General features: G+C 45.3%; 16 protein-coding genes. 9 read left to right on the forward strand and 7 right to left on the reverse strand.

Translation table 11 applies throughout. The annotated features are described in order from the left end of the window. The first annotated feature begins 253 nt into the window (after positions 1 to 253). A complete protein-coding gene (locus D1614_RS04515; RefSeq protein ID WP_119436702.1) occupies positions 254 to 937 on the forward strand; it encodes a DUF4494 domain-containing protein in 684 nt (227 codons plus the stop codon). 184 nt (positions 938 to 1,121) lie between these two features. Here D1614_RS04515 and D1614_RS04520 read toward each other — a convergent pair whose 3' ends face one another. The 6 genes from D1614_RS04520 to rimP form a co-directional block, all read right to left on the reverse strand. Then, positions 1,122 to 2,126, reverse strand: coding sequence for a fibrobacter succinogenes major paralogous domain-containing protein (locus D1614_RS04520; protein WP_162304415.1), 1,005 nt, complete (start codon positions 2,124 to 2,126; stop codon positions 1,122 to 1,124). 412 nt (positions 2,127 to 2,538) lie between these two features. Continuing rightward, the gene (locus D1614_RS04525; protein WP_119436704.1) at positions 2,539 to 2,967 is read right to left on the reverse strand and encodes a DUF1801 domain-containing protein; all 429 of its coding nucleotides are present in this window, start codon (positions 2,965 to 2,967) and stop codon (positions 2,539 to 2,541) included. Between the two features lie 531 nt (positions 2,968 to 3,498). After that, positions 3,499 to 6,282, reverse strand: a complete 2,784-nt coding sequence (locus D1614_RS04530) for a PQQ-binding-like beta-propeller repeat protein (RefSeq protein ID WP_119436705.1) — start codon at positions 6,280 to 6,282, stop codon at positions 3,499 to 3,501. Positions 6,283 to 6,537: 255 nt separating this feature from the next. Then, positions 6,538 to 9,489, reverse strand: coding sequence for a translation initiation factor IF-2 (gene infB / locus D1614_RS04535; protein ID WP_119436706.1), 2,952 nt, complete (start codon positions 9,487 to 9,489; stop codon positions 6,538 to 6,540). Positions 9,490 to 9,546: 57 nt separating this feature from the next. Then, positions 9,547 to 10,782 carry a transcription termination factor NusA gene (nusA, locus tag D1614_RS04540; RefSeq protein ID WP_119436707.1) on the reverse strand — a complete coding sequence of 412 codons (1,236 nt, stop codon included), beginning with the start codon at positions 10,780 to 10,782 and terminating at the stop codon, positions 9,547 to 9,549. 8 nt (positions 10,783 to 10,790) lie between these two features. Further along, on the reverse strand, positions 10,791 to 11,255 hold the full coding sequence (rimP, locus tag D1614_RS04545; RefSeq protein WP_119436708.1) for a ribosome assembly cofactor RimP: 465 nt from the start codon (positions 11,253 to 11,255) through the stop codon (positions 10,791 to 10,793). Positions 11,256 to 11,523: 268 nt separating this feature from the next. Between rimP and D1614_RS04550 the strand changes: the two genes are divergently transcribed. Genes D1614_RS04550 through lpxA form a run of 4 tightly spaced genes read left to right on the forward strand, consistent with a single transcriptional unit; the run spans position 11,524 to position 16,057 of the window. Then, positions 11,524 to 12,780, forward strand: a complete 1,257-nt coding sequence (locus D1614_RS04550) for an HD domain-containing protein (protein ID WP_119436709.1) — start codon at positions 11,524 to 11,526, stop codon at positions 12,778 to 12,780. 36 nt (positions 12,781 to 12,816) lie between these two features. Then, positions 12,817 to 13,854 (forward strand): UDP-3-O-(3-hydroxymyristoyl)glucosamine N-acyltransferase, encoded by a 1,038-nt coding sequence (gene lpxD, locus D1614_RS04555; RefSeq protein WP_119436710.1) that lies wholly within the window; start codon positions 12,817 to 12,819, stop codon positions 13,852 to 13,854. Between the two features lie 17 nt (positions 13,855 to 13,871). Then, on the forward strand, positions 13,872 to 15,257 hold the full coding sequence (locus tag D1614_RS04560; protein ID WP_119436711.1) for a bifunctional UDP-3-O-[3-hydroxymyristoyl] N-acetylglucosamine deacetylase/3-hydroxyacyl-ACP dehydratase: 1,386 nt from the start codon (positions 13,872 to 13,874) through the stop codon (positions 15,255 to 15,257). A 17-nt stretch (positions 15,258 to 15,274) separates the two neighbouring features. Then, positions 15,275 to 16,057, forward strand: coding sequence for an acyl-ACP--UDP-N-acetylglucosamine O-acyltransferase (lpxA, locus tag D1614_RS04565; RefSeq protein ID WP_119436712.1), 783 nt, complete (start codon positions 15,275 to 15,277; stop codon positions 16,055 to 16,057). A 221-nt stretch (positions 16,058 to 16,278) separates the two neighbouring features. Here lpxA and thiL read toward each other — a convergent pair whose 3' ends face one another. Beyond that, a complete protein-coding gene (gene thiL, locus D1614_RS04570; protein WP_119436713.1) occupies positions 16,279 to 17,316 on the reverse strand; it encodes a thiamine-phosphate kinase in 1,038 nt (345 codons plus the stop codon). A 128-nt stretch (positions 17,317 to 17,444) separates the two neighbouring features. Between thiL and sufB the strand changes: the two genes are divergently transcribed. The 4 genes from sufB to D1614_RS04590 all read left to right on the forward strand — a co-directional run bounded on the left by sufB (position 17,445) and on the right by D1614_RS04590 (position 22,469). After that, the gene (gene sufB / locus D1614_RS04575) at positions 17,445 to 18,890 is read left to right on the forward strand and encodes a Fe-S cluster assembly protein SufB (protein ID WP_119436714.1); all 1,446 of its coding nucleotides are present in this window, start codon (positions 17,445 to 17,447) and stop codon (positions 18,888 to 18,890) included. 88 nt (positions 18,891 to 18,978) lie between these two features. After that, positions 18,979 to 19,725 carry a Fe-S cluster assembly ATPase SufC gene (gene sufC / locus D1614_RS04580; protein WP_119436715.1) on the forward strand — a complete coding sequence of 249 codons (747 nt, stop codon included), beginning with the start codon at positions 18,979 to 18,981 and terminating at the stop codon, positions 19,723 to 19,725. Position 19,726: 1 nt separating this feature from the next. After that, positions 19,727 to 21,094, forward strand: a complete 1,368-nt coding sequence (sufD, locus tag D1614_RS04585) for a Fe-S cluster assembly protein SufD (RefSeq protein WP_119436716.1) — start codon at positions 19,727 to 19,729, stop codon at positions 21,092 to 21,094. Positions 21,095 to 21,251: 157 nt separating this feature from the next. Then, positions 21,252 to 22,469, forward strand: coding sequence for an aminotransferase class V-fold PLP-dependent enzyme (locus D1614_RS04590; RefSeq protein WP_119436916.1), 1,218 nt, complete (start codon positions 21,252 to 21,254; stop codon positions 22,467 to 22,469). Positions 22,470 to 22,495: the final 26 nt, after the last annotated feature.

Below are 22,495 nucleotides of genomic sequence, written 5' to 3' on the forward strand. Positions count from 1 at the left end.
CAATCTGAAGAGGTTATGCCGTGTTGCTGTATTTTGCTCGTAGCTCAAAGCTCATTCTGCAATTTAACCGTTTTACAGTTTGGCAATAGTTCGAAGCTGATGGCTCAATGCTCAAGGCTTTCTTTCCAGGTCGCATCACTACTTCAGGTTAGAAGCGATTTAATTCCCTCGATTTGTTGATAAATAAAATAAGTTTCTGGTGGGTAAAGCTGCCCGATCGTTATTTTTGCTGACTCAAAAAATCTGAAAGATCATGATGCAGACCTGGTTCGAAAGCAAAGTAAAATACATGAAGGTTTCTGAAAGCGGAACCGAACAGATGGTAACCGAAAACTTCCTGCTGGATGCAGTTTCGTATACCGATGCCGAAACACGTATTATCCGTAAAATGCAGGAAATGGTGCGCGGTGGCGAGTTTACGATTGTTGATATCAAGAAATCCAGGATTGCAGAAGTGTTTCCTTTCGAAACCGGTGAGTGGTGGTTTAAGGCAACCATTAACCTGGTGACTGTTGACGAGGAAGCCGGGAAAGAGAAAAAGTTGCGCACTTACTACCTGATCATGGCCGACGACATTCGTGAGTCGCTCGATCGTTTGGATGAAAGCCTGAATTACCTCGTAATTCCTTACGTTGTTTCTTCGATGGCCGTTAGTACCATTGTGGATGTTTTCCCTTACGAACCATCCGAATCAGCGGTGCCCCAAGGCTATGTGCCCGTAGAGAAAAAACCGGCGTCCAACCCGATCTTTACCAACGGTGTAAATCCGTTTGAAGACGATACAGAGGAGGAAGAAACAGTGGAAGAGCCGGTGGCGGAAGATACTTTCGCAGGCGACGATTTTAGGGGAGCTGCCGAGGTGCCGGATACAGATGACCCGGAGCTTGAAGAGCCGGAAACAAACGAACCGGAAACCGAAGAGGAAGAGGAGGAATAGGCTTCTTTCTGCCTCTCCGGCGACTGACAGCAGGGTTTCCTTCCCCCGATGGCTAAACGAGGAAGAACTGGAACCTTTCAATATGAAAGAGTTTAATTCTGCTAACAGACTTTTGGACTCCCTCGCTGTTCCTGTTCTGCTTCTTTTGTATTTGAAAGAAAACCTCTGTTACAGCAGGGAAATTTTAGTTTTTGATACACCGGATGCTGAATCCTCTGGCATTGGGCTGCATAAAATCTATTGCAATGTCTTCACCCAGGTATATGCAGCTTGAGCCATCTTGTGTGCCGGTGCCGGTCCAGTAGTAGGCATATTGGGCACCCAGGTCCATAAATTTGCCCGAAACTGCTTTCCCCGACGGTATGGCTGTAAATCCGGTACTGTTGGTCGAAGCCAATCTCATTGGATCATAAAAGCTCCAGTGGGCAGAAGTTGTTTCACGAAGTTTATATCCGTAATATCCGTTTTGAAACGGGGAGATATAATCGCTCAGTTTTTTCCAGTCTTCCACGGTAGGAACACGCCAGCCCTCCGGTGCAATGTTGCGGCTGTCGGAGGCAGCATACCAATTGTAAAGGGCGCCGTGAACGTCCTTATTTGACTCATTGTTGTCGTAGAAAATGTAGGCTCCTGTCTGAATCTGAAAATGTCCCCATTTGTATAAATCGGTTTCGTGAGTAATTGCATCTCCATTCTGGTACCGCGTTGTTTTTAAATTTTCTGCGATCCAGGTTTGGTCGCCAATCTGAATGGTTTTGTATTCATTCCCATCGATGTCGGTTACCGTGCCATAAGTTAGTTCCGGATTAAACAGAATATAGTCGGGTGTGCTGAATTCGATCTGATTTCCGTAAACAGTGTCTGTTTCGCTTCGGTAATAAGCCCGGAGGTAATAGAGCGAGTTGGCATTCAGACCGGTAATTTTGCTGGACGAGGCACCAAAGCCGCCGTCATCAACCGAGAATGAATTGCCCAGTGTTGGTTGTTCGTTTTTTCCCCAACATACACCGCGCGCAACTATTGGAAAGCTTTCGTCTCCCGATATTTCGCTTGTACATTCAGCCGAATAGCTGGTAATATTCTGCACTTCAATCGTATTTATATACGTTTCTGTCTTGTCTTCTTTTTCGCAACTCAAAACAAGGAAGCCGAGGATACATACATTCAAAAGGGATTTAATTGTTTTCATGATCATTGGTTTTAACTTATATCTGTTGTTGGGTAATTCACTGTCGGATGCTCTTGGTTTTAAGGGTGTTTTCCGGTACTAAAATACGGGTGATCCTACGGGTAAAGAAGTAAACCGGATTTTTGAAATTTTATGTATGGGTGCGTATTCAATGGCTTTTAGTTTTCATAAAAGTAAACATAAAAAGTACAGGTGCTTCTGATAAAGAACATGTTTTAGAATTGCGTAAATGGATTAAACGCGTTTGGGGGAGGTTTCTATGTCTGCATCAGGTCTGTAAACGAGGGTAGTGGGCTGTGTTCTGTTGCTGGATTTATAATAATTGCAAGATTAACGGTTGGTATGAGGAAGTGGCGGTCCCGAGTACTCGGGATTGTCCGGCGGAAACGGAGGTTGGGACGAGATTCGGTTCTCATATTCCCAGGGTTATTTGGTCTTTCACATTATGGTATCTTAAAGATGCTTTTATGCATTCTTTTAATTCCAATTCAGGAACTTTCTGGTTCAATTGAAAAACGATTGCTCTTTTCCCTTCGTATTTAAATTTATGGTCAAAAACTAATCTGAAAGTATCTACCAGCCTACTCGTACATTGGAAATACATTGCATATTGTTCAGGTGTTTTTTCTTTCCAATCCATTCGCAAGGTGCTGCCGTTTTTGGTTACAAAACTTGGTTCTCCCCATTTCAGCGTTTCTTCCAAATCTGTTACTCCTTCTGTCTCTTCCGCTGTTTCAATTACCAATTTCCGCAGAAATTGCATTTTATCCCGGACAAAGTCGGGATAATTCGCAAAAACTGCTTCTACCTGAGGATTTGTTTTCAATTTCAATTTACCCATTCGTTAAATATATAAATATTTGTAAGCTATTGCAGGAAAGGTCACATTGTTTCACTTTAAGCAGGCATTGCAACTGGATAATGGATTTCCGATGCTCGAAGCTCGTGCCCGCAGCTTTTAATTTATCCCCATTTTTCAGGGGGACGAGGAATTCCAGAGGCTGTGACGACGGAATGACGGAGGGGGTGCTGCTGTCGCAGTATTTAGAGTTCAGAGTCGAGCTCGTTGCTCGAAGTTCCATGCTCTTTACTCCATGCTCTTTACAATTTAACAATGATTCTTGAAAGGTTGGCTTCGGTCTCCGCTTGTCCGTCCGTGGACGGACGGATCCCTCGCCATGACACCAACGTGAAGGTGTTTGGGCAGCGGACAGCAGCGGACAATTTCCAGTTACCACACCCTATGTCCGCTGCCAAACGAAAACAAAAAACGGACGTCATTGCGATTCGTCCGTCAGCCGACGGACGGAGAAGCAATCAGAAGGGGATGTGCCGTGTTGCCGTATTTTGCCCGCAGCTCGAAGCCCTCAGCTCATTTCACTCCGTAACTGTACAGTTTGCCATTGCTGCTGCCAACCACCACGCTCAGTTGCCCTTGTGTGAGCGGGCCAATGCTAAAGGCACTGCTGCCGCGCATCGGGAAGCCATCGTACTGCTTTCCGTCGGGTTTAAACAGGTAGATCTTTTCGGCTCGTGCATCCGACACGCCCACCATTTTCTGGTTGGCCGAAAAAGTGTACACATTGGGATATTCGGTGATGGTGTTGTCAAACTTTTCGGAATACTGTTTTTTGCCGTTTTCGTCGATCACTTCCAGTTTGTTTCCGTCCACAAAAATAAAGTCAGGAATGCCGTTGCCGTTCAGGTCGCTCATGTTAAACAGGTGTTTGCTGCTGTATTTCCCGGCGTTTTTCTGAACATAGCGTCCGTCGAAATACAGGTAATACACTACGCCGTCTTTGTCGGTTGCTACCATTTTGGGTGTTCCGTCGAGGTTTAGTATCAGCGGGTTGGCTGAGTTCTCGAACGATGCGGCGGTTTTAACACGGGTGGCGCCACGGCGGTCCTGTATGTAAACCCGGGCGTTGTCTTTAAAAACGATGTAGTCTTTGCCGGCCACCCTGAAATGTTGCACCGGCGTGTTTACTTCGCCCGTAGTTTTATCAAAATTCCATCCTGAAACAATCTTGCCATTGTGGTCGTAGGCGATCACTTTTCGGTTTTCGCAAGCCACAAAATAGCGGTACTTGCGGTTGTTGTCGTAGTCGAAAACACTTACCCCGTTGGTTGCCGGCGATGAAAATGCCACCGGGAATCCGCTTACATTGTTGCCGTTGCGATCGATGAGGTATAACTTCTCGCGGGTATTAAACAGGAACTGAAGTTTGCCGTTGCGGAAAAAGTCGATCTGGAAAACTTCGCCCAATATCTTCCCGCTGATCGGGATGCTCCAGATTTTGGTGCCGCTTTCAGAGACCAAGTGCAATTGGTTGTCTTTGTCCTGAACCAGCACGTCCTGTGTGGCTTTGTTGTTGTAGTTGGCTACTATCTGGGGTTTCATTTCGATGGCTCCGCCCAGGTTGATTTGCCAGGCAGCACGGCCCGAAGTTTTGGGGCGGCTGTCGAAACTCAGGCAGGCGGCATTAAAAAACAGGTCTTTTTCGCAAATGATCTGCCAGCTGAAAGCGTCGAACTTCCGTAGCGATTCTTCGTGGGTTTTAAAAGCGCCCTTCATCGATTCGCTCAGCAACGCCTGGTTCCACTCGTAACTTCGGTTGATATCGGTGTAAAGCTCCACGTTCGAGCGGCTTTCCATGTTTTGCGAGTAGGAGTTGTAAAGCGGCGCGTCTCCCAGCGTGTTTCCCGAGCCCAGGTTGTCGAGGCAGTTCTGAAGTGTTTTTTCAGAGCTGGCAAACACCAGGTAACCGCCGTAAAAGGCCGCATAAGATGCCTGTGCCGACACAAAGGCATCGCTTAGCCAAACGGACGGAAGGGAAGGGAAGGGAAACTGGTAGATTTGGTGTTTGTCGCCATTGGCATTGCTGTAGTCAGAAATAAGTTTTCCGGGCTCCAGTTTGTTTCTTCCGGCATAGCTGCGTATCATATTCTCCATGGCTGCTTGCGCATCTTTCCGCGAATTCAGGTTAAAGATAAACAGGCTGCCGGCAGGTTTCCCTTCACTAAAAGAAGTAACCGCGCCGATTGCCTGGTTGTGGATCATCCCTTCAAAAGTGGTTTTAAAATCAACCGACAGTGCCCGCTCCATCTTCTTGATTTTTTCCTCACGCTGGTAAAAATCGTTGGTTCGTCTGAAGTATTGTTCGAGCCGCTCAAAGAATTTTTTCCGGTCCGAAAACGAAAAACTGATGTACCAGGCCGTGTTTTCGGGCAGCACTCTTTTGGCTTCCCCGGCAACGGGCTCCTGCCCCGCAAATACCGACAGGAAGTTGTTGAGCGAGTCGGAGGCAGTGGTTATGCCGTTGGCTTTTATACTTTTTTTATCAAGCGAAACATCGAGTTCGCTCCACCCTGCAAAGTTTGCCATGTCGCGCACAGCCCGCTGCGGACTTACGGTATACGACTCGCCAAACTCGTTGCTGACGGTGGTTCTTTTTCCATTTAAAAGACGGGTGCTTAGCTCGGGGAAACGGCTGTGGTTGATGTACCAGGCAATTTTGGTTTGCGAGGTAACCGATTTGTTGACTTTTACAAAATCGTGGTTGTCGAGCAGGTTGCCGGCGCTCAATTGCCGGATTCCTTTCTCCACTAAAATCACCTCGGGACTGATCAAGACGAGTCCGTCGAGCGCTGCAAAACTGATGCTTCCCGGTCGGCGGCTGTTGGCGACCTGCGTTATTTTGTGGCCGTTGTATTTTTTGGAGGTAAACGAAGAAGCGGGTGTATGGAGAAGGCCGGAAATCAGCACCTCGAGCGAATTCAGTTCGTGCGAGCTTTTCATTTGCGAAATGATAAGCGGTTGCAGTTTGTTTTCTCCCACAAAATCGAAAGCTACCACAAACGGACGTTTGCTCAGCGAGTTTTGTATGTCGCGGTTGTTTCTGATCAGTGTGTCGATTTGCTGACTGGTGCTTGTGAGCCAGTGAATGCCTTCAATGGCCGAGAGTCCTTCCAGTATTTCATTCTCCACCGGAAGTGTGTGCAGCGAACTGAGTTCGAGGAAGAAAGGGGAGGAAACAGGTACTGCTTTGTAAAAGGAGGTTTCCCGGGCAAATACGGCCTCGTTTTTATTCCAAAAAAAGTAAGCTGCAAGCCCGCCAATTATAACAACAGATATAATAATAAGATACTTTTTCATCTGGACAGAATTATTCAATCAAAAGTACAAATTAGAAAACGCTAACTAACAGCTTTTTCGTTTATAGTATGAAAAGAAGGGTGTTGATAATTATGATTTTTGGTTTTCAGAAAGGGGATGCAGTTTTCAATCGTGTCTGCAATTTTTCGGCGAATGCAATTCGCCGATCCCTTTTTAGAACAGACAATAGCAAGTTGACGGGCATGAAAAAGGCCGGAACTGAATCCCGGCCTTTCTCAATACTTTATTCGTGTTTTACAATTGTTTTGCAACTTCTATTTCGTGGAATGCTTCAATGTGGTCGCCCACTTTAATGTCGTTGAAGTTATCAATGTTCAAACCACATTCGTAGCCATTTTTCACTTCTTTTACATCTTCCTTGAAACGTTTCAGCGATCCGAGCGTGCCGGAGTAGATAACAATACCGTCACGAATTACGCGGGCTTTGGCGTTACGGATGATTTTACCATCGCGAACGAGACAACCTGCCACAGTACCCACTTTGGTAATTTTGAATGTTTCCATCACTTCCACGGTACCCAGAATCTCTTCCTTGATTTCCGGAGCCAACATACCTTCCATTGCCGCTTTGATCTCGTTGATGGCATCGTAGATGATCGAGTACAGACGAATGTCGATCTGTTCTTTCTCGGCCAGTTTACGTGCATTCAGCGACGGACGAACCTGGAATCCTATTACAATGGCTTCTGATGCAGCGGCCAAAAGAATATCGGATTCGGTAATCTGTCCAACGGCTTTGTGTTTGATGTTCACCTGGATTTCTTCGGTCGACAGTTTGATCAGCGAGTCAGACAATGCCTCGATCGATCCGTCCACGTCACCTTTTACAATCAGGTTCAGCTCCTGGAAGTTTCCGATCGCAATTCGGCGGCCGATTTCATCCAGCGTAATATGTTTTTGAGTTCTGAGCCCTTGCTCACGAGCCAGCTGCTCACGTTTGTTGGTAATGTTACGGGCATCGCGCTCGCTGTCCATTACGTTGAATTTATCGCCGGCCTGCGGTGCTCCGTTCAACCCGAGAATAATGGCCGGTTGTGCGGGTCCCACCTCGGTAATGCGCTGGTTACGCTCGTTAAACATTGCTTTTACGTGTCCAAAATATTGTCCGGCAATCAGGATGTCACCCACACGGAGTGTTCCGTTTTGAACCAGCACGGTTGAAACATAACCACGCCCTTTGTCGAGCTCCGATTCGATAATCGTACCATGAGCTTTTTTATCGGGGTTGGCTCTTAGTTCCAGCATTTCGGCTTCAAGCAATACTTTCTCCAAAAGTTCTTCGATACCGATACCGTTTTTGGCTGAAATATCGTGGCTCTGGTATTTACCACCCCATTCTTCAACCAGGTAGTTCATGTTGGCCAGCTCTTCTTTTATCTTTTCAGGATTTGCACCCGGTTTATCAATTTTGTTGATGGCGAAAACGATCGGTACACCCGCGGCAGCGGCATGGTTGATCGCTTCCACGGTTTGTGGCATCACATTGTCGTCGGCCGCCACAATAATAATGGCAATGTCGGTTACCTGTGCTCCACGTGCACGCATCGCAGTAAATGCTTCGTGACCCGGTGTATCAAGGAAAGTGATCACACGGCCATCTTCGAGTTTTACGTTGTAGGCCCCGATGTGCTGAGTAATACCTCCGGCCTCACCCGCAATTACGTTGGCGTTACGCACGTAGTCGAGCAGTGATGTTTTACCGTGGTCAACGTGTCCCATTACGGTAACAATCGGTGGGCGCGATTTCAGATCTTCTTCTGCATCTGCTTCTTCTTCGATCGCTTCCTGGATTTCCACACTTACAAATTCTACCTTGTAGTCAAATTCTTCGGCAACTACCGAAAGTGTTTCTGCATCGAGGCGCTGGTTGATTGAAACAAAGAGCCCCAGCGACATACACGATGAAATGATCTGGTTAACGCCCACATTCATCATGGTCGCCAATTCTGCTACTGTAACAAATTCGGTTACCTTCAGAATGTTCTGCTCCAGCATTTGTTTTTCCATGTCGGCGTGCATCCTTTCGGTAGCGGCAGCACGCTTGTCGCGGCGGTGTTTCGACCCCTTGGATTTTCCCTTGGTAGTTAAACGGGCCAGTGTATCTTTAATCTGCTTTTGTACATCTTCCTCGTTTACTTCTTTTTTGAGTAAACGTTTTTTCTTACCACCGGCGGCACCGGTTTTATTCACCTGGAACTTACCTTTTGGCTGGTTGGGCGATTGCGGACGATCAACGTTCACACGACCACCAACAGCGTCTTTGGGTATTCTCTTCCGGCGTTTTTTATTCCGTGAATTCTGATCCGAGTCAGAAGATTCTTTTTTCTGCGGTAATTCAATTTTGCCAAGAACGGTTGGGCCATTCAACTTTTGAACCCTGGTACGGATCATATTGTCGTCGTCGGGTTTGGCTTCTTTTTGCTGATTGGCGGCTGAATGCTCTGCTGCACGCTGACGGTTTCTTTCCTGACGTTCCCGCTCTTTTTCTTCCCTTGTCTTTTTGTCGGGACGGGTTTTTTGATTGATGTCGTCAAGGTTGATCCTCCCGACAACTTTTACTTCCTCTACTTTGGGGATCTCGGTTTCAACCATCTCTGGTTCTGCTTTCTCCACTACCGGTTGCATTTTTGGTTCTTCTTTAATTTCCTCTTTTTTAGAAGCTACTGGGGCCTCCGGAGCAGGAGTTTCTTTTACAACTTCGGGTTTTACCTCGGCTGCTTTAGGCTCTTCTTTTACCGGCTCTTCTGCTTTTTTCTTGGGTTTGTTATGCTCGTCAAGATCGATCTTGCCCAGGATCTTGGGAGCTTCGGCGGCAGGCCTTTCAATTTTGATCTCCTCTGGCTTCGGCTTTTCCGGAGCCGGAGCTGGCTTTGGTGCAGGCGCCGGAGTTGGCGCTGGTGCAGGTGCTTCTGCCTTGGTTACAGGTTCGGCAACTTCTTCCTCGCCATCGATGGTAAGCACCTCTTTTTTAGGGCGCTGACTTTTCAGACTGATCTTTTCCGATTCCTTTTTCAGTGAAATATCCACCTTGTATTCCTGCTCAAGCAGTTTCACGGCTTCCGTATCCACTTTTGTGTTTGGATTCGAATCAATATCATATCCCTTTTTATGCAGGTATTCCACAATCGTGTGAATCCCCACATTACATTCTCTTGCAAGTTTACTGAGCCTAACTGTACCTGCCATAAATTTTTATTTTCTATTCATTATAATGCCCGTTTCCAAGAGGATACAACCGGCATTTTATTCAAACTCTGATTTCAATACCTTGAGAACGTCGTCAATGGTCTCGTCTTCAAGGTCGGTACGTTTAATCAGGTCTTCGCGTGGGATGTTCAATACGTTTTTAGCCGTATCGCAACCGATGGCTTTCAATGCATCGATTACCCATCCTTCAATTTCATCTGCGAATTCATCCAAATTAACGTCTTCTTCGTCTTCTTCCATTTCACGGTAAACATCGATCTCGTAGCCTGTTAGCTGGCTGGCCAAACGGATGTTCAGCCCTCCTTTACCGATGGCGAGTGAAACTTCTTCGGGTCTTAGGTAAACTTCCGCTTTTTTCTGGGCTTCAATAATTTTGATCGAGTTAATCTTTGCCGGATTTAATGCTCTCTTAATATAGAGTTGCAAATTGGCCGAGTAGTTGATCACGTCAATGTTTTCGTTTTTCAATTCCCGAACAATGCCGTGAATACGCGATCCTTTCATCCCAACACAAGCTCCCACCGGGTCGATTCGTTCATCGTACGATTCAACGGCAACTTTTGCCCTTTCTCCGGGTACGCGAACAATCTTTTTAATGGTGATCAGCCCGTCAAAAATTTCAGGGATTTCCAGCTCGAACAGTCTTTCGAGGAAGACCGGAGCCGTTCTCGATAAAATGATCAGCGGGTTGTTGTTGCGCAATTCTACTTTGTAAACAATGGCGCGAACGTTGTCTCCCTTGCGGAAATAGTCAGAAGGAATTTGCTCTGATTTCGGAAGAATCAGTTCGTTGCCTTCGTCGTCCAGAATCAGGATTTCCTTTTTCCAAACCTGGTATACTTCTCCGGTAATTATATCACCGATTTTATTTTTGTATTTACCGTAAATATGGTCTTTTTCCAGTTCCAAAATTTTGCTGGCCAGGTTCTGACGCAAATTCAGAATGGCCCTTCTTCCAAAGTCGGCAAGTTTTACCTCGTCGGTTACTTCTTCGCCTTCTTCAAAGTCTTCGTCGATTTTATGTGCATCGGTAAGCGAAATCTGAAGATACGGGTCTTCCAGATCTTCGTCGGCTACCACCTCACGTCTTCTCCAGATTTCAAAGTCGCCCTTGTCGATGTTAATAATCACATCGAAATTCTCATCGGTGCCGTACTGACGGATAAGCACACTGCGGAACACTTCTTCCAGTACACTCATCATTGTTACCCTATCAATGTTCTTCAGCTCTTTGAATTCAGCAAAAGTATCTATCAGGTTTATATTTTCCATTGTCAACTTTATTTAAATGAAATTACCGCTTTCGCACTTTTAATATCGTCGTATTTTAAGTTATACTCTTTTACCACCAATTGTTTCTTCTTCTGACCTTCCACTTTCTCTTTTCCGGAGGTTTCCAAAACAATTCCCTCGTCGGAAGTCGATTTTAAGAGGCCTTCCAATTTCTGGTCATCAGCAGTTACTACTTTGATTGCCTTGCCGGTATATTTAATGTACTGTTCCTTTACCCTAAAGCTTTCGGTAAGCCCGGGTGAAGAAACTTCCAGTGCAAAATCTTCTTCTTCGCGGTCGAGATTGTGTTCAACGTTTCTACTGATCGCAATACACTGTTCGATCGTCATTCCATCGTAACTGTCCACAAAAACATGGATTACGTTAGTGCTGCTAACGTTTATTTCGACGATAAACATGCGTTCGTCCAGTTTTTCCCTGACCAGTTTTTCTATTATTTCCTTAGCAATCATCGCTGTTACTTCCAACAAAATAGGGAACCCGAGGTCCCCTAAAAATACTTTTTAGAAAATTCTCCGCAAAAATAGAAAAAATCCTGAACATTGACAAATATGAACGGAAAGCTTAAATAATTGATTTTAAACGATAAAAATCTTTTGCAGGGCGGCGGTTTTGCAACCGTATTTTTCCGGCGGCAAGCGGATATGACTCACAGAATCAGATGGGTATTGCGATTCGTGAAAGTTTTGTACTTTTAGGCGTTTTGAATTAGGCAAACAAGTGAAGCGAAAGCAGGTAAATAAAAAAAAGATCATAAACGATCCCGTCTTTGGGTTTATCAATCTTCAGTCCGAAACTGTTTTCGATCTGCTGGAACATCCGTTTTTTCAGCGGCTGCGAAGAATCAAACAGCTGGGCCTTTCGTTTATGGTATTTCCGGGAGCCAACCACAGCCGCTTTGAACATGCGCTGGGAGCTACGCATCTGATGCGGCAGGCCATTTCAACCCTACGTTTAAAAGGGCACAAGATTACCGAGGAAGAAGCCGAAGCTGTTACCATTGCCATTTTGTTGCACGACATTGGCCACGCGCCTTTCTCGCACGTGTTGGAAAATACACTGGTTAATTGTTCGCACGAAGAGATTTCACTTTTGCTCATGCAGGAGTTAAACCGCGAGTTTGGCGGGCAACTCGACCTGGCGATCAAAATCTTCCGGAACGAATACAAAAAGCAGTTTTTGCATCAGCTGGTGGCCAGCCAGCTGGATATGGACCGGCTCGATTACCTAAGCCGCGACAGCTTTTTTACCGGCGTGGCGGAAGGCACAATCGGTATTGATCGTATTATTAAGATGCTGAATGTTTACGACGATCAGCTGGTTGTGGATGTAAAGGGGATTTATTCCATCGAAAAATTCCTGATTTCGAGGCGCTTGATGTACTGGCAGGTGTACCTGCATAAAACCGTTGTAGCTGCCGAGTTTATGTTGCTGAATGTGTTAAAACGTGCGCGCCAGCTTATTCATGCCGGAGAAAAACTATATGCTACGCCTACGCTTAAAATTTTTCTGGAGAACGCATTTTTATCGGAAGATTTTTGCCGGAACATAGAAATAGAGGGGCGGTCGGTTCTGAACTGGTACACACTTCTGGACGACAACGATATTTTTATTTCGATGAAAGAATGGCAGCACCATTCCGACCCGGTTTTATCGAAGCTGGCCCAGTGTCTTACCAATCGCAAATTATTCCGGATCCGGATGCTGGACAAACCACTTTCAAAGAAAAAAGAAGAAAGCCTGCTTGCCTTAATCAGGGAGAAGATTATTGCAAATCCGGAGGATGCAAAATATTTTTTGATGGCCGATGTTATAACTAACAGCGCCTACAATAAACATGACGAAAATATATTTGTCCTTTATAAAGATCACACCATAAAAGAATTGAACGAAGCTTCCGACATAAATTTGTCAGTGTTATCGAAGGCTGTACGCAAGTATTTTGTGTGTTATCCTAAAGAATTGGACATTTATTAGTTAAAAGTTATATTTGCATCGCAAAAAAAACGGATAATGGAGTTTAAAGCTACGGACATTGCGTCATTTCTCAATGGAGAGATCGTTGGGGATAGCGATGTAAAGGTTTCGAATGTTTCGAAAATCGAAGAAGGGAAAGAAGGAACTCTGGCTTTCCTTGCAAATCCAAAATATGAACATTATATATATGAAACCAAGGCATCCATTGTTTTGGTGAATAAATCATTTGTTCCCCGGAAAGAAATCAATACTACACTTATTAAAGTAGACGATGCATACAAAGCATTTGCTTCGTTGCTGGATCTTTACGTGCAGGCTACTGCAAAGCTAAAAACAGGCATCGAACAGCCTAGTTTCATCGCTGAAGGTGTTGCGCTGGGAGAAGATATTTATGTGGGAGCTTTTGCCTATGTTGGGCAGGGATCAAAAATTGGCAACAATGTTCAGATTCACCCGCAGGTGCACATTGGTGAAAATGTGAGTGTTGGCGATGGCAGTATTATTTATGCCGGCGCCAAAATTTATGCGGATACGGTGATCGGAGACCGTTGCATCGTTCATTCGGGAGCCGTAATTGGCTCCGACGGGTTTGGATTTGCCCCGCAAGAAGATGGTACCTATAAAAAGATACCACAGATTGGAAATGTTATTTTGGAAAGCGATGTGGAAATTGGAGCCAATACCGCCATCGATTGCGGAACAATGGGGCATACCATTATTCGTAAAGGTACCAAAATTGATAACCTGGTGCAGATCGCACACAATTGCGACATTGGCGAACACAATGTTTTTGCCGGCCAGGTAGGAATTTCCGGATCAACCAAAGTTGGAAATTATAACAAATTTGCCGGTCAGGTAGGACTGGGAGGGCATATTACTGTTGGAGACCATGTTACCTTGGGGGCACAGTCTGGTGTTGGTCAGAGTGTGAAAAGCAACCAGGTATTGTTCGGTTCTCCGGCCATTGAGATAAAACAAGCCATGAAAGCCTATGTGGCACTTCGGTATCTGCCGGAGATGCGCACTGATCTGGCCCGGCTGAAAAAGGAGATGGCCGCCCTTAAAAACAAATAGAACGAATTTCATATTACATGCTTGAAAAACAAAAAACGCTGGCGAACCCATTTAAGATCGAGGGCAAAGGATTGCACACTGGTGTAATGGTAACCATGAACTTTTTGCCGGCGCCGGTAAATCACGGATTTAAATTCAAAAGAGTAGATTTGGAGCATCAGCCAATTATTGATGCTGATGTGGATTTGGTAGTCGATACCTCGAGAGGAACTTTACTGGAAAAAGAGGGTGCCCGGATTGGCACGATTGAACATGCACTGGCTGCACTTATCGGGATGGACCTCGACAATGTGCTGATTGAGGTGAACAACGAAGAAGCCCCCATCATGGATGGTAGCTCAAAATATTTCGTGGGAGCCATCGAAAAGGCCGGAGTAGTGGAGCAGGAAGCCGATCGTGAGTATTTTGAGATTACGGAAAAGGTTGAAATATATGACGAAAAGTCGGGATCGCACATTGTGGCCCTGCCCGACGACGATTATCGCCTGAACGTGATGATCTCTTTCCCGTCGGCCGTATTGAGTAATCAGTACGCCACGCTCGATTCAATCCAGGATTTCAGAACGGAAGTGGCTGAGTGCCGAACTTTTGTATTTGTAAGAGAGATAGAATTCTTACTCAATCATAACCTGATCAAGGGTGGCGATCTGAACAATGCCATTGTGATCATCGATCAGGAAATTTCTCAGGAAGCGCTTGATCGGCTGGCCGATTTAACCAATCATCCGAGAGTGGAGGTAAAACCTCAGGGAATCCTGAACAACCTCGACCTGCATTTCGACAACGAATGTGCCCGGCACAAACTGCTGGATGTGATTGGTGACCTTGCCCTGTGCGGGAAGCGAATCAAAGGACGGGTAATTGCATCAAAACCGGGACACGGCCCCAATACGATTTTTGCCAAAGAGCTGAAACGTCAGTGGCTAAAAGAAAAAGAAAGTGCGCCCAAATGCAATCCGAATGACAAACCTTTGATGGACATCAATAAAATCAGGGATCTGTTGCCACATCGTTATCCTTTTTTGATGGTGGATAAAATTGTGTGCATAAACGAGGACGAGATTGTTGGTGTAAAGAACGTAACCGTAAACGAGCCGTTCTTCCAGGGACACTTTCCTGAGGAGCCGGTAATGCCCGGAGTAATGCTAATTGAAGCAATGGCTCAATGCGGTGGTTTGCTGGTGCTTAGTCAGAAAAAGGAGAAGTATTCTACCTATTTTATTCGGGTAGATAATGTTAAATTCAGACAGAAAGTTGTGCCCGGCGATACGTTGATTTTTAAATTAAAATTAACTTCGCCGATCAGAAGAGGAATAGCCAACATGAAGGGGCTCACTTATGTAGGAGACAAAATTGTAGCCGAAGGTGAGTTTATGGCACAAATAGTTCTCAAAACAGATTAAATAATTAATATTATAGAATGAAACAACCACTAGCTTACGTTCATCCGGATGCGAAAATAGCTGATAACGTTGTTATTGAGCCTTTCGTTTCTATCGATCACGATGTTGTAATTGGAGAAGGAACAAGGATCGGTTCAAGCGTTACCATTTTACCTGGAACCAGGATTGGTAAAAACTGCAAAATTTTTCCGGGTGCTGTAATTGGCGCTGTTCCGCAGGATCTGAAATTCAAGGGTGAGTACTCAACTGTTGAAATCGGAGATAACAATACCATCCGCGAATTTGTAACTATTAACCGGGGAACTACTGCCAAAGGGAAAACCGTGGTGGGAAACAATAACCTGATTATGGCTTATGTACACATTGCACACGACTGTGTGGTGGGTAATAATGTCATTTTGGTGAACAGTACACAATTGGCTGGTGAAGTTTGTATTGACGACTGGGCGATCATCGGAGGGATGACTGCCATTCATCAATTCTGCAGAATCGGTTCGCATGTAATGATCTCCGGAGGTTCTTTGGTTCGTAAAGACGTTCCTCCGTTTATTAAAGCCGGTCGCGAGCCGTTGTCGTATGTAGGTATTAACTCGATTGGTTTACGCAGACGAAATTTCAATAATGATAAAATCCGCGAAGTGCAGGACATTTACCGTTACATTTACCAGAAAGGTTTGAATGTAGCGCAGGCGGTAGAAATTATTGAGGCAGAAATGCCCGCAACACCCGAACGCGATGAAGTCCTTTTGTTTGTAAAAGACTCGAAACGTGGAGTAATTCGTGGGTACTTCCCCGATTAAGTTGTGATAATAACGAACTAAATGCCATTCCGGAAACGGGATGGCATTTTTTGTTTTAGGCGAATGGTTAAGCCCCTGAAAATCTATTGTTGCGACTTTTGTCTTTTGGGGTTGTATTTTTTGCTTGAAGACAGAAGTTGTGTATATCCTTTTTCTTCCCTGCTACTGGCAAGCTGGTGTTTTCACCCTTCTGTCTTCAACCTAAATCTATGTGTCGTGGTTTATTTCCCGTGATTCCATCCCTGTGCCTGTAAAGGAATAGCAGAACCTACGGTTGTAACCAGGTTAATGCCTTCAGAAGCTTCCGTCATGTGACCAATGATCGTAAAGTCAGGATCATTCTTGATCTTCTCGTAATCATCCAGCGGAAGCGTAAACAGCAGCTCGTAGTCTTCCCCTCCGTTAAGTGCTGCCACCAGCGGGTTGATGTTGAGTTCTTCTGCCATTTGTTTGGTTTGGAGATCCATGGGCACTTTGTCTTCAAACAAGCTGCATCCAACTCCCGAGTTTTTGCACAAATGCATAATTTCGGAAGAAAGTCCGTCGGAAATATCAATCATTGACGAGGGTTTAATACCCATTTTTTTGAAGGCTGCAATAATATCGGCGCGCGGCTCGGGCTTAAGCTGGCGTTCCAGTATATAGTCGTATCCGCTTAGCTGAGGCTTCATGTTCTCGTTCACCTTGAAAACTTCGTTCTCACGTTCGAGTAGTTGCAGTCCCATGTAGGCTCCGCCCAAATCGCCTGAAACACAAAGCAGGTCGTTGGCCCGGGCGCCACTTCGTTTTACAATGTCGTCTTTTTCCACTTCCCCAATGGCTGTAATGCTGATGGTCAATCCAGTCAAAGAACTGGTAGTATCGCCTCCCACCAGGTCAACCCCGTATCTTTCGCAGGCGAGGTAAATGCCTTCGTACAGCTCATCCATAGCCTCCACCGAAAATTTGCTGGAAATGGCAATGCTGATGGTGATCTGTTTCGGCGTGGCATTCATGGCATAAATGTCCGAAAGATTCACTGCTACCGACTTGTATCCAAGGTGTTTCAATGGTACATACATCAGGTTGAAATGGATGCCTTCAGTCAGCAAATCGCTGGTAACCACAATCTGTTTGTTGCGGTAGTCAAGAATGGCAGCGTCGTCGCCAACACCCAAAACAGAGCTGTCGTTTTTTAACTGAATATTTTTTGTCAACCGATCAATCAGGCCAAATTCGCCCAGAGTCGAAATGCTGGTATGTTTTGTTTCTTTACTCATTATTAAATACAGACAAAGAAGTATTAATTGTACTATTCAGGGAGCAAAAATACCCATAGTTTTATATCTTTGCAATTTATTTAAACACTCTTATTTCAACATTGTTATAAGGGTAGAAAACTAGAAGAATGGAAGATCAGGATAAGATATTATCAGATGTTACGCAAGGCGAATATAAATACGGTTTCGTAACCGATATTGAAACCGATATTATTGAGAAAGGACTGAACGAGGATGTGATTCGTTTGATTTCTGCCAAAAAGGAAGAGCCGGAGTTCATGTTGAATTTCCGCTTGGAGGCTTACCGTAGATGGCTGAAAATGAAAATGCCCAACTGGGCCTATTTAAAAGTCCCGGCCATCGATTTTCAGGCAATCAGTTATTACGCTGCACCAAAGAATAAAGCAAAATACGATAGTTTGGATGAAGTTGATCCCGAGTTGCTGGAGACTTTCAACAAGTTGGGAATTCCGCTCGAAGAACAGAAACAGTTGGCGGGGGTGGCCGTTGATGCGGTAATCGACAGCGTTTCGGTTAAAACCACTTTCAAGGAAACTCTAGCTGAAAAAGGTATTATTTTCTGCTCGTTCTCGGAAGCGGTGAAAGAGCATCCCGAGTTGGTACAGAAATACCTCGGACAAGCGGTGCCGGTTGCCGACAATTACTTTGCGGCCTTAAATTCGGCCGTGTTTAGCGACGGTTCGTTTTGCTACATTCCAAAGGGAGTTCGCTGTCCGATGGAATTGTCAACCTATTTTCGTATCAACGCAGCCAATACCGGTCAGTTTGAGCGGACGCTGATTGTAGCCGACGACGACAGTTACGTTAGTTACCTGGAAGGTTGCACGGCTCCAATGCGTGACGAAAACCAGTTGCATGCAGCGGTGGTTGAAATTATTGCACTCGACCGCGCGGAAGTAAAATATTCTACGGTTCAGAACTGGTACCCGGGTGATAAAAACGGGAAAGGCGGTATTTACAACTTCGTAACCAAGCGAGGTGTTTGCCGCGGTGTTTCTTCCAAAATCAGCTGGACTCAGGTAGAAACCGGATCAGCCATTACCTGGAAATACCCAAGTTGTATTCTGATGGGTGACAATTCAGTTGGTGAGTTTAACTCGGTGGCTGTTACCAACAATCACCAGCAGGCCGACACCGGTTCTAAAATGATCCACATTGGTAAAAATACCAAGTCAACGATCATTTCAAAAGGTATTTCAGCCGGTAAAAGCGATAACTCGTACCGTGGTTTGGTGAAGATTCTCCCGGGAGCGAAAAACTCACGAAACTTCTCGCAGTGTGATTCGCTGTTATTAAACGATACCTGTGGTGCACACACTTTCCCATACATAGAAGTAGGAAACAAATCGTCGGTAGTGGAACACGAAGCAACCACCTCGAAGATTGGAGAAGACCAGATTTTTTACTGCAACCAGCGCGGTATCGACACCGAAATGGCCATTGGAATGATCGTAAACGGTTATGCCAAGGAGGTGCTGAACAAACTTCCGATGGAGTTTGCAGTAGAAGCCCAGAAGTTGTTGCAGATCAGTTTGGAGGGCAGTGTAGGCTAAGTGTTCAGAGTTTAATGTTAAAAGTTCAAAGTTAAAGAGGAAGTAAAGAGGCTCTTTACTCAATACTCAAATCTCAATACTATTTAAAATGTTATCAATAAAAGATTTATATGTTTCCGTTGAGGGAATGGAAATACTGAAAGGAATCAACCTGGAAGTGAAGCCGGGTGAAGTTCATGCCATCATGGGCCCGAACGGGTCGGGGAAAAGTACCCTGGCAAATGTTTTGGCCGGAAAAGAAGAGTACGAAGTTACTTCGGGTTCCGTACTTTTTGACGGCGAAGATTTGCTGGAAAAAGCACCGGAAGACCGTGCAAAAGATGGTCTTTTTCTAAGTTTCCAGTACCCGGTTGAAATTCCGGGCGTGCCAATGGTGAACTTTCTGAAGTCGGCCGTAAATGAACACCGCAAACACAAAGGCGAAAAAGAACTTACCGCAGGCGAATTCCTGAAACTGATGCGCGAAAAGATGGACATGGTCGACATGCATCCGAATCTGACCAACCGCTCGGTGAATGAAGGTTTCTCCGGTGGAGAGAAAAAGAAAAACGAAATTTTCCAGATGGCATTGCTTGAACCCCGTTTGGCTATTTTGGATGAAACCGACTCTGGTCTTGATATTGACGCATTGAAAACAGTGGCCAACGGAGTAAACGCGTTACGTTCTCCGGAAAGATCGGCCATTGTGGTAACCCACTACCAACGCCTGCTGGATTATATTGTACCCGATTTTGTACACATTCTTTACAAAGGGAAAATTGTAAAAACGGCTGGGAAAGAGCTGGCCCTCGAACTGGAAGAAAAAGGGTACGACTGGATTAAAACAGACAACTAAGATGAGTGTTACATTAGAAAAAGTCGATTTATCGCTTAAGTACACCGCGTATTACAAACAGGTGAAAGAGGAGCTTTTCGAAGGTTCTTCCGACATCCTGAATGCCCAGCGAAGCAAGGCATTTCAGAGTTTTGTAATGCAGGGTATCCCGACGCGAAAAAACGAAGACTATAAATATACCAACCTGCATCCTTCGTTTGCTCCGGAATTTGCCTTTGTGCATTCGCGGACAGATGAAGAAGCCAATCTGCAGGAAATTTTCCGTTGCGATGTGCCGCAGTTGAATACTACGCTGGCCTTTGTTTACAACGGATGGTTTTCAAAAAAGAGCAGCGCAATTGATCAGCTTCCGGAAGGAGTGATCCTTGACAGCCTGGAGAATATTTCAAAGGAACGTCCTGAACTTCTTTCGAAATATGCCAGTCTGGCCAACCCGGACGAAGACCCGATGGTGGCGATGAACACCGCATTTGCCAAAGACGGTTTCTTCCTGTTTGTTCCGAAAGGCGTGGTGCTTGATAAAGCCATTCAGATCATCAACTTGATGAAAGGATCGTCTGATCTGCTGGTTACGCAGCGAAACTATATTTGTGTGGAAGAAGGCGCAAAACTGCAACTGTTGTTGTGCGATCACAGCGAAAACTTGAACAACTACCTGAGCAACTCGGTAACCGAAGTTTTTGCAGGAAGCAATGCTGAAGTGGAGTTTTACGCTTTGCAAAATCAGCACAACAAAGCAACCAGCATTCATTCGGTTTTTGTAGAACAGCAACGCGACTCGCGGGTAACAACACACACTGCATCCTTGCATGGAGGCCTGATTCGCAATAACCTGAAATTCATTCTGAACGGAGAGAATTGCGAAGCCAATATGTACGGTATTACGTTTTTGGATAAAAAACAACACGCCGATAATTTCACGCAGGTAATTCATGCAAAGCCGCATTGCGTAAGTAACCAGGTTTACAAAAATGTACTGGATGAGCAATCAACCGGAGCATTTTCGGGCAGGATACACGTGGTTCGCGATGCACAAAAAACAAATGCATTTCAGCGAAACAACAACTTGTTGCTGACCGACCAGGCGACCATGCAAACCAAGCCGCAGCTGATTATTGATGCCGACGACGTAAAATGCAGCCACGGTGCTACGGTTGGGCAGATTGACGAGGAAGCATTGTTCTACCTTCGCGCCAGGGGAATTGACGAAGACAAGGCTCGACTGATGATGATGAATGCTTTTGCGCACGAAGTGATCCAGGAGATTAAACTGGAGCCGCTGCGTGAACGTATCGACGAACTGGTTGATAAAAGATTAAGAGGCGAACTGGCGCGTTGCCACGAGTGCTCTTACGGAAAAGACTGTTAATTTTTAAGTTATAGATTAACCCGGAGAATATCCGTTTGGATACATCGGAAGGGATTACAAGGTGACCGTTCTTTCATACAAAGAGCGGTTCTTTGTTTTAAGAAATCTTTCGCACCTTTGCAACTGCCCGTTCGGTGAACGGAAAAACAAAACAGACATGGCTTACAACATAGACGAAATACGTAGTTTCTTTCCTGTATTGAAGAAGGAGGTTTACAACAAACCTTTGATTTATTTCGATAGCGCTGCTTCTTCTCAGAAGCCTTTTCAGGTATTGAAGAAGGAGGAAGAACTGCACAACGATCACTACGGAAACATACACCGCGGGGCGCATTTTATGGCCGATAAAGCCACGCAGGAATTTGAAGATGTACGCGAGCAGGTGCGGGCTTTTATTAATGCTGCTTCCCGCAGGGAAATCATTTTTACCAAAGGAACCACCGAAAGTATTAACCTGGTGGCAAGTTCGTTTTGTGAGCGTTTTGTGAAGGCCGGAGATGAAATCATTGTTTCGGAAATGGAACACCACGCCAACATTGTTCCGTGGCAGCTGGCCGCTGGCCGGAAAGGGGCAAAAATTGTCAAGCTTCCGTTTAACGACCTGGGGGTTTTGGAAATTGAAAAGCTTCCGTCTCTCATCAATGAAAAAACAAAACTGATTGCAGTAGCTCATGTTTCCAATGTATTGGGAACGATCAATCCGGTAAAAGAAATAATTGAACTCGCCCACCAAAGCAAGGTGGCTGTTCTGGTGGATGGTGCACAGGCATCTCCCCACATTTCGATTGATGTACAGGAACTGGATGCCGATTTCTATGTTTTTTCTGCCCACAAGATGTACGGCCCCAACGGCGTGGGTATTTTGTACGGAAAAGAAAAGTGGCTCGAAGAAATGCCGCCCTACCAGGGAGGAGGGGAGATGATCTCGGAGGTTTCGTTCGAAGGCACAACTTTCAATGAGTTACCGTATAAATTCGAAGCGGGTACGCCGCATATTTCAGGGGTAATTGCCTTTGGTGCTGCGCTCGGTCTGATGAATAAAATCGGGTTGGAAAACATGGCCGCCTGGGAACATTCGCTGCTTGTCTATGCTACTCAAAAGCTGAAGGAAATAGAGGGCATGAAGATTTATGGTGAAGCGCCCCGGAAATCGGGAGTGATCTCGTTTAACATCGAAGGAATTCATTCGTACGATTTGGGTATGCTACTCGATAAAATGGGGATTGCACTTCGTACCGGGCATTTGTGTGCCGATACCGTTATGGCGCATTACGGCATTCAGGGCTGTGTGCGCATTTCGTTCGGAATCTACAATACCAAAGACGAAATCGATGTATTTATGGCCGCATTGAACAAGGTGAAGATGATGTTCTGAAAAAAGAAAACCCTAAGGTTGAAGTT

The organism is Maribellus luteus, from assembly GCF_003576475.1.
GTDB classification, from domain to species: domain Bacteria; phylum Bacteroidota; class Bacteroidia; order Bacteroidales; family Prolixibacteraceae; genus Draconibacterium; species Draconibacterium luteum.

Bases quoted from the DNA above. Each gene is read 5' to 3' on its own strand.
- D1614_RS04515 (WP_119436702.1), top strand. From the start codon at position 254: ATGATGCAGACCTGGTTCGAAAGCAAAGTAAAATACATGAAGGTTTCT.
- D1614_RS04520 (WP_162304415.1), bottom strand. From the start codon at position 2,126: ATGAAAACAATTAAATCCCTTTTGAATGTATGTATCCTCGGCTTCCTT.
- D1614_RS04525 (WP_119436704.1), bottom strand. From the start codon at position 2,967: ATGGGTAAATTGAAATTGAAAACAAATCCTCAGGTAGAAGCAGTTTTT.
- D1614_RS04530 (WP_119436705.1), bottom strand. From the start codon at position 6,282: ATGAAAAAGTATCTTATTATTATATCTGTTGTTATAATTGGCGGGCTT.
- infB (WP_119436706.1), bottom strand. From the start codon at position 9,489: ATGGCAGGTACAGTTAGGCTCAGTAAACTTGCAAGAGAATGTAATGTG.
- nusA (WP_119436707.1), bottom strand. From the start codon at position 10,782: ATGGAAAATATAAACCTGATAGATACTTTTGCTGAATTCAAAGAGCTG.
- rimP (WP_119436708.1), bottom strand. From the start codon at position 11,255: ATGATTGCTAAGGAAATAATAGAAAAACTGGTCAGGGAAAAACTGGAC.
- lpxD (WP_119436710.1), top strand. From the start codon at position 12,817: ATGGAGTTTAAAGCTACGGACATTGCGTCATTTCTCAATGGAGAGATC.
- D1614_RS04560 (WP_119436711.1), top strand. From the start codon at position 13,872: ATGCTTGAAAAACAAAAAACGCTGGCGAACCCATTTAAGATCGAGGGC.
- lpxA (WP_119436712.1), top strand. From the start codon at position 15,275: ATGAAACAACCACTAGCTTACGTTCATCCGGATGCGAAAATAGCTGAT.
- thiL (WP_119436713.1), bottom strand. From the start codon at position 17,316: ATGAGTAAAGAAACAAAACATACCAGCATTTCGACTCTGGGCGAATTT.
- sufB (WP_119436714.1), top strand. From the start codon at position 17,445: ATGGAAGATCAGGATAAGATATTATCAGATGTTACGCAAGGCGAATAT.
- sufC (WP_119436715.1), top strand. From the start codon at position 18,979: ATGTTATCAATAAAAGATTTATATGTTTCCGTTGAGGGAATGGAAATA.
- sufD (WP_119436716.1), top strand. From the start codon at position 19,727: ATGAGTGTTACATTAGAAAAAGTCGATTTATCGCTTAAGTACACCGCG.
- D1614_RS04590 (WP_119436916.1), top strand. From the start codon at position 21,252: ATGGCTTACAACATAGACGAAATACGTAGTTTCTTTCCTGTATTGAAG.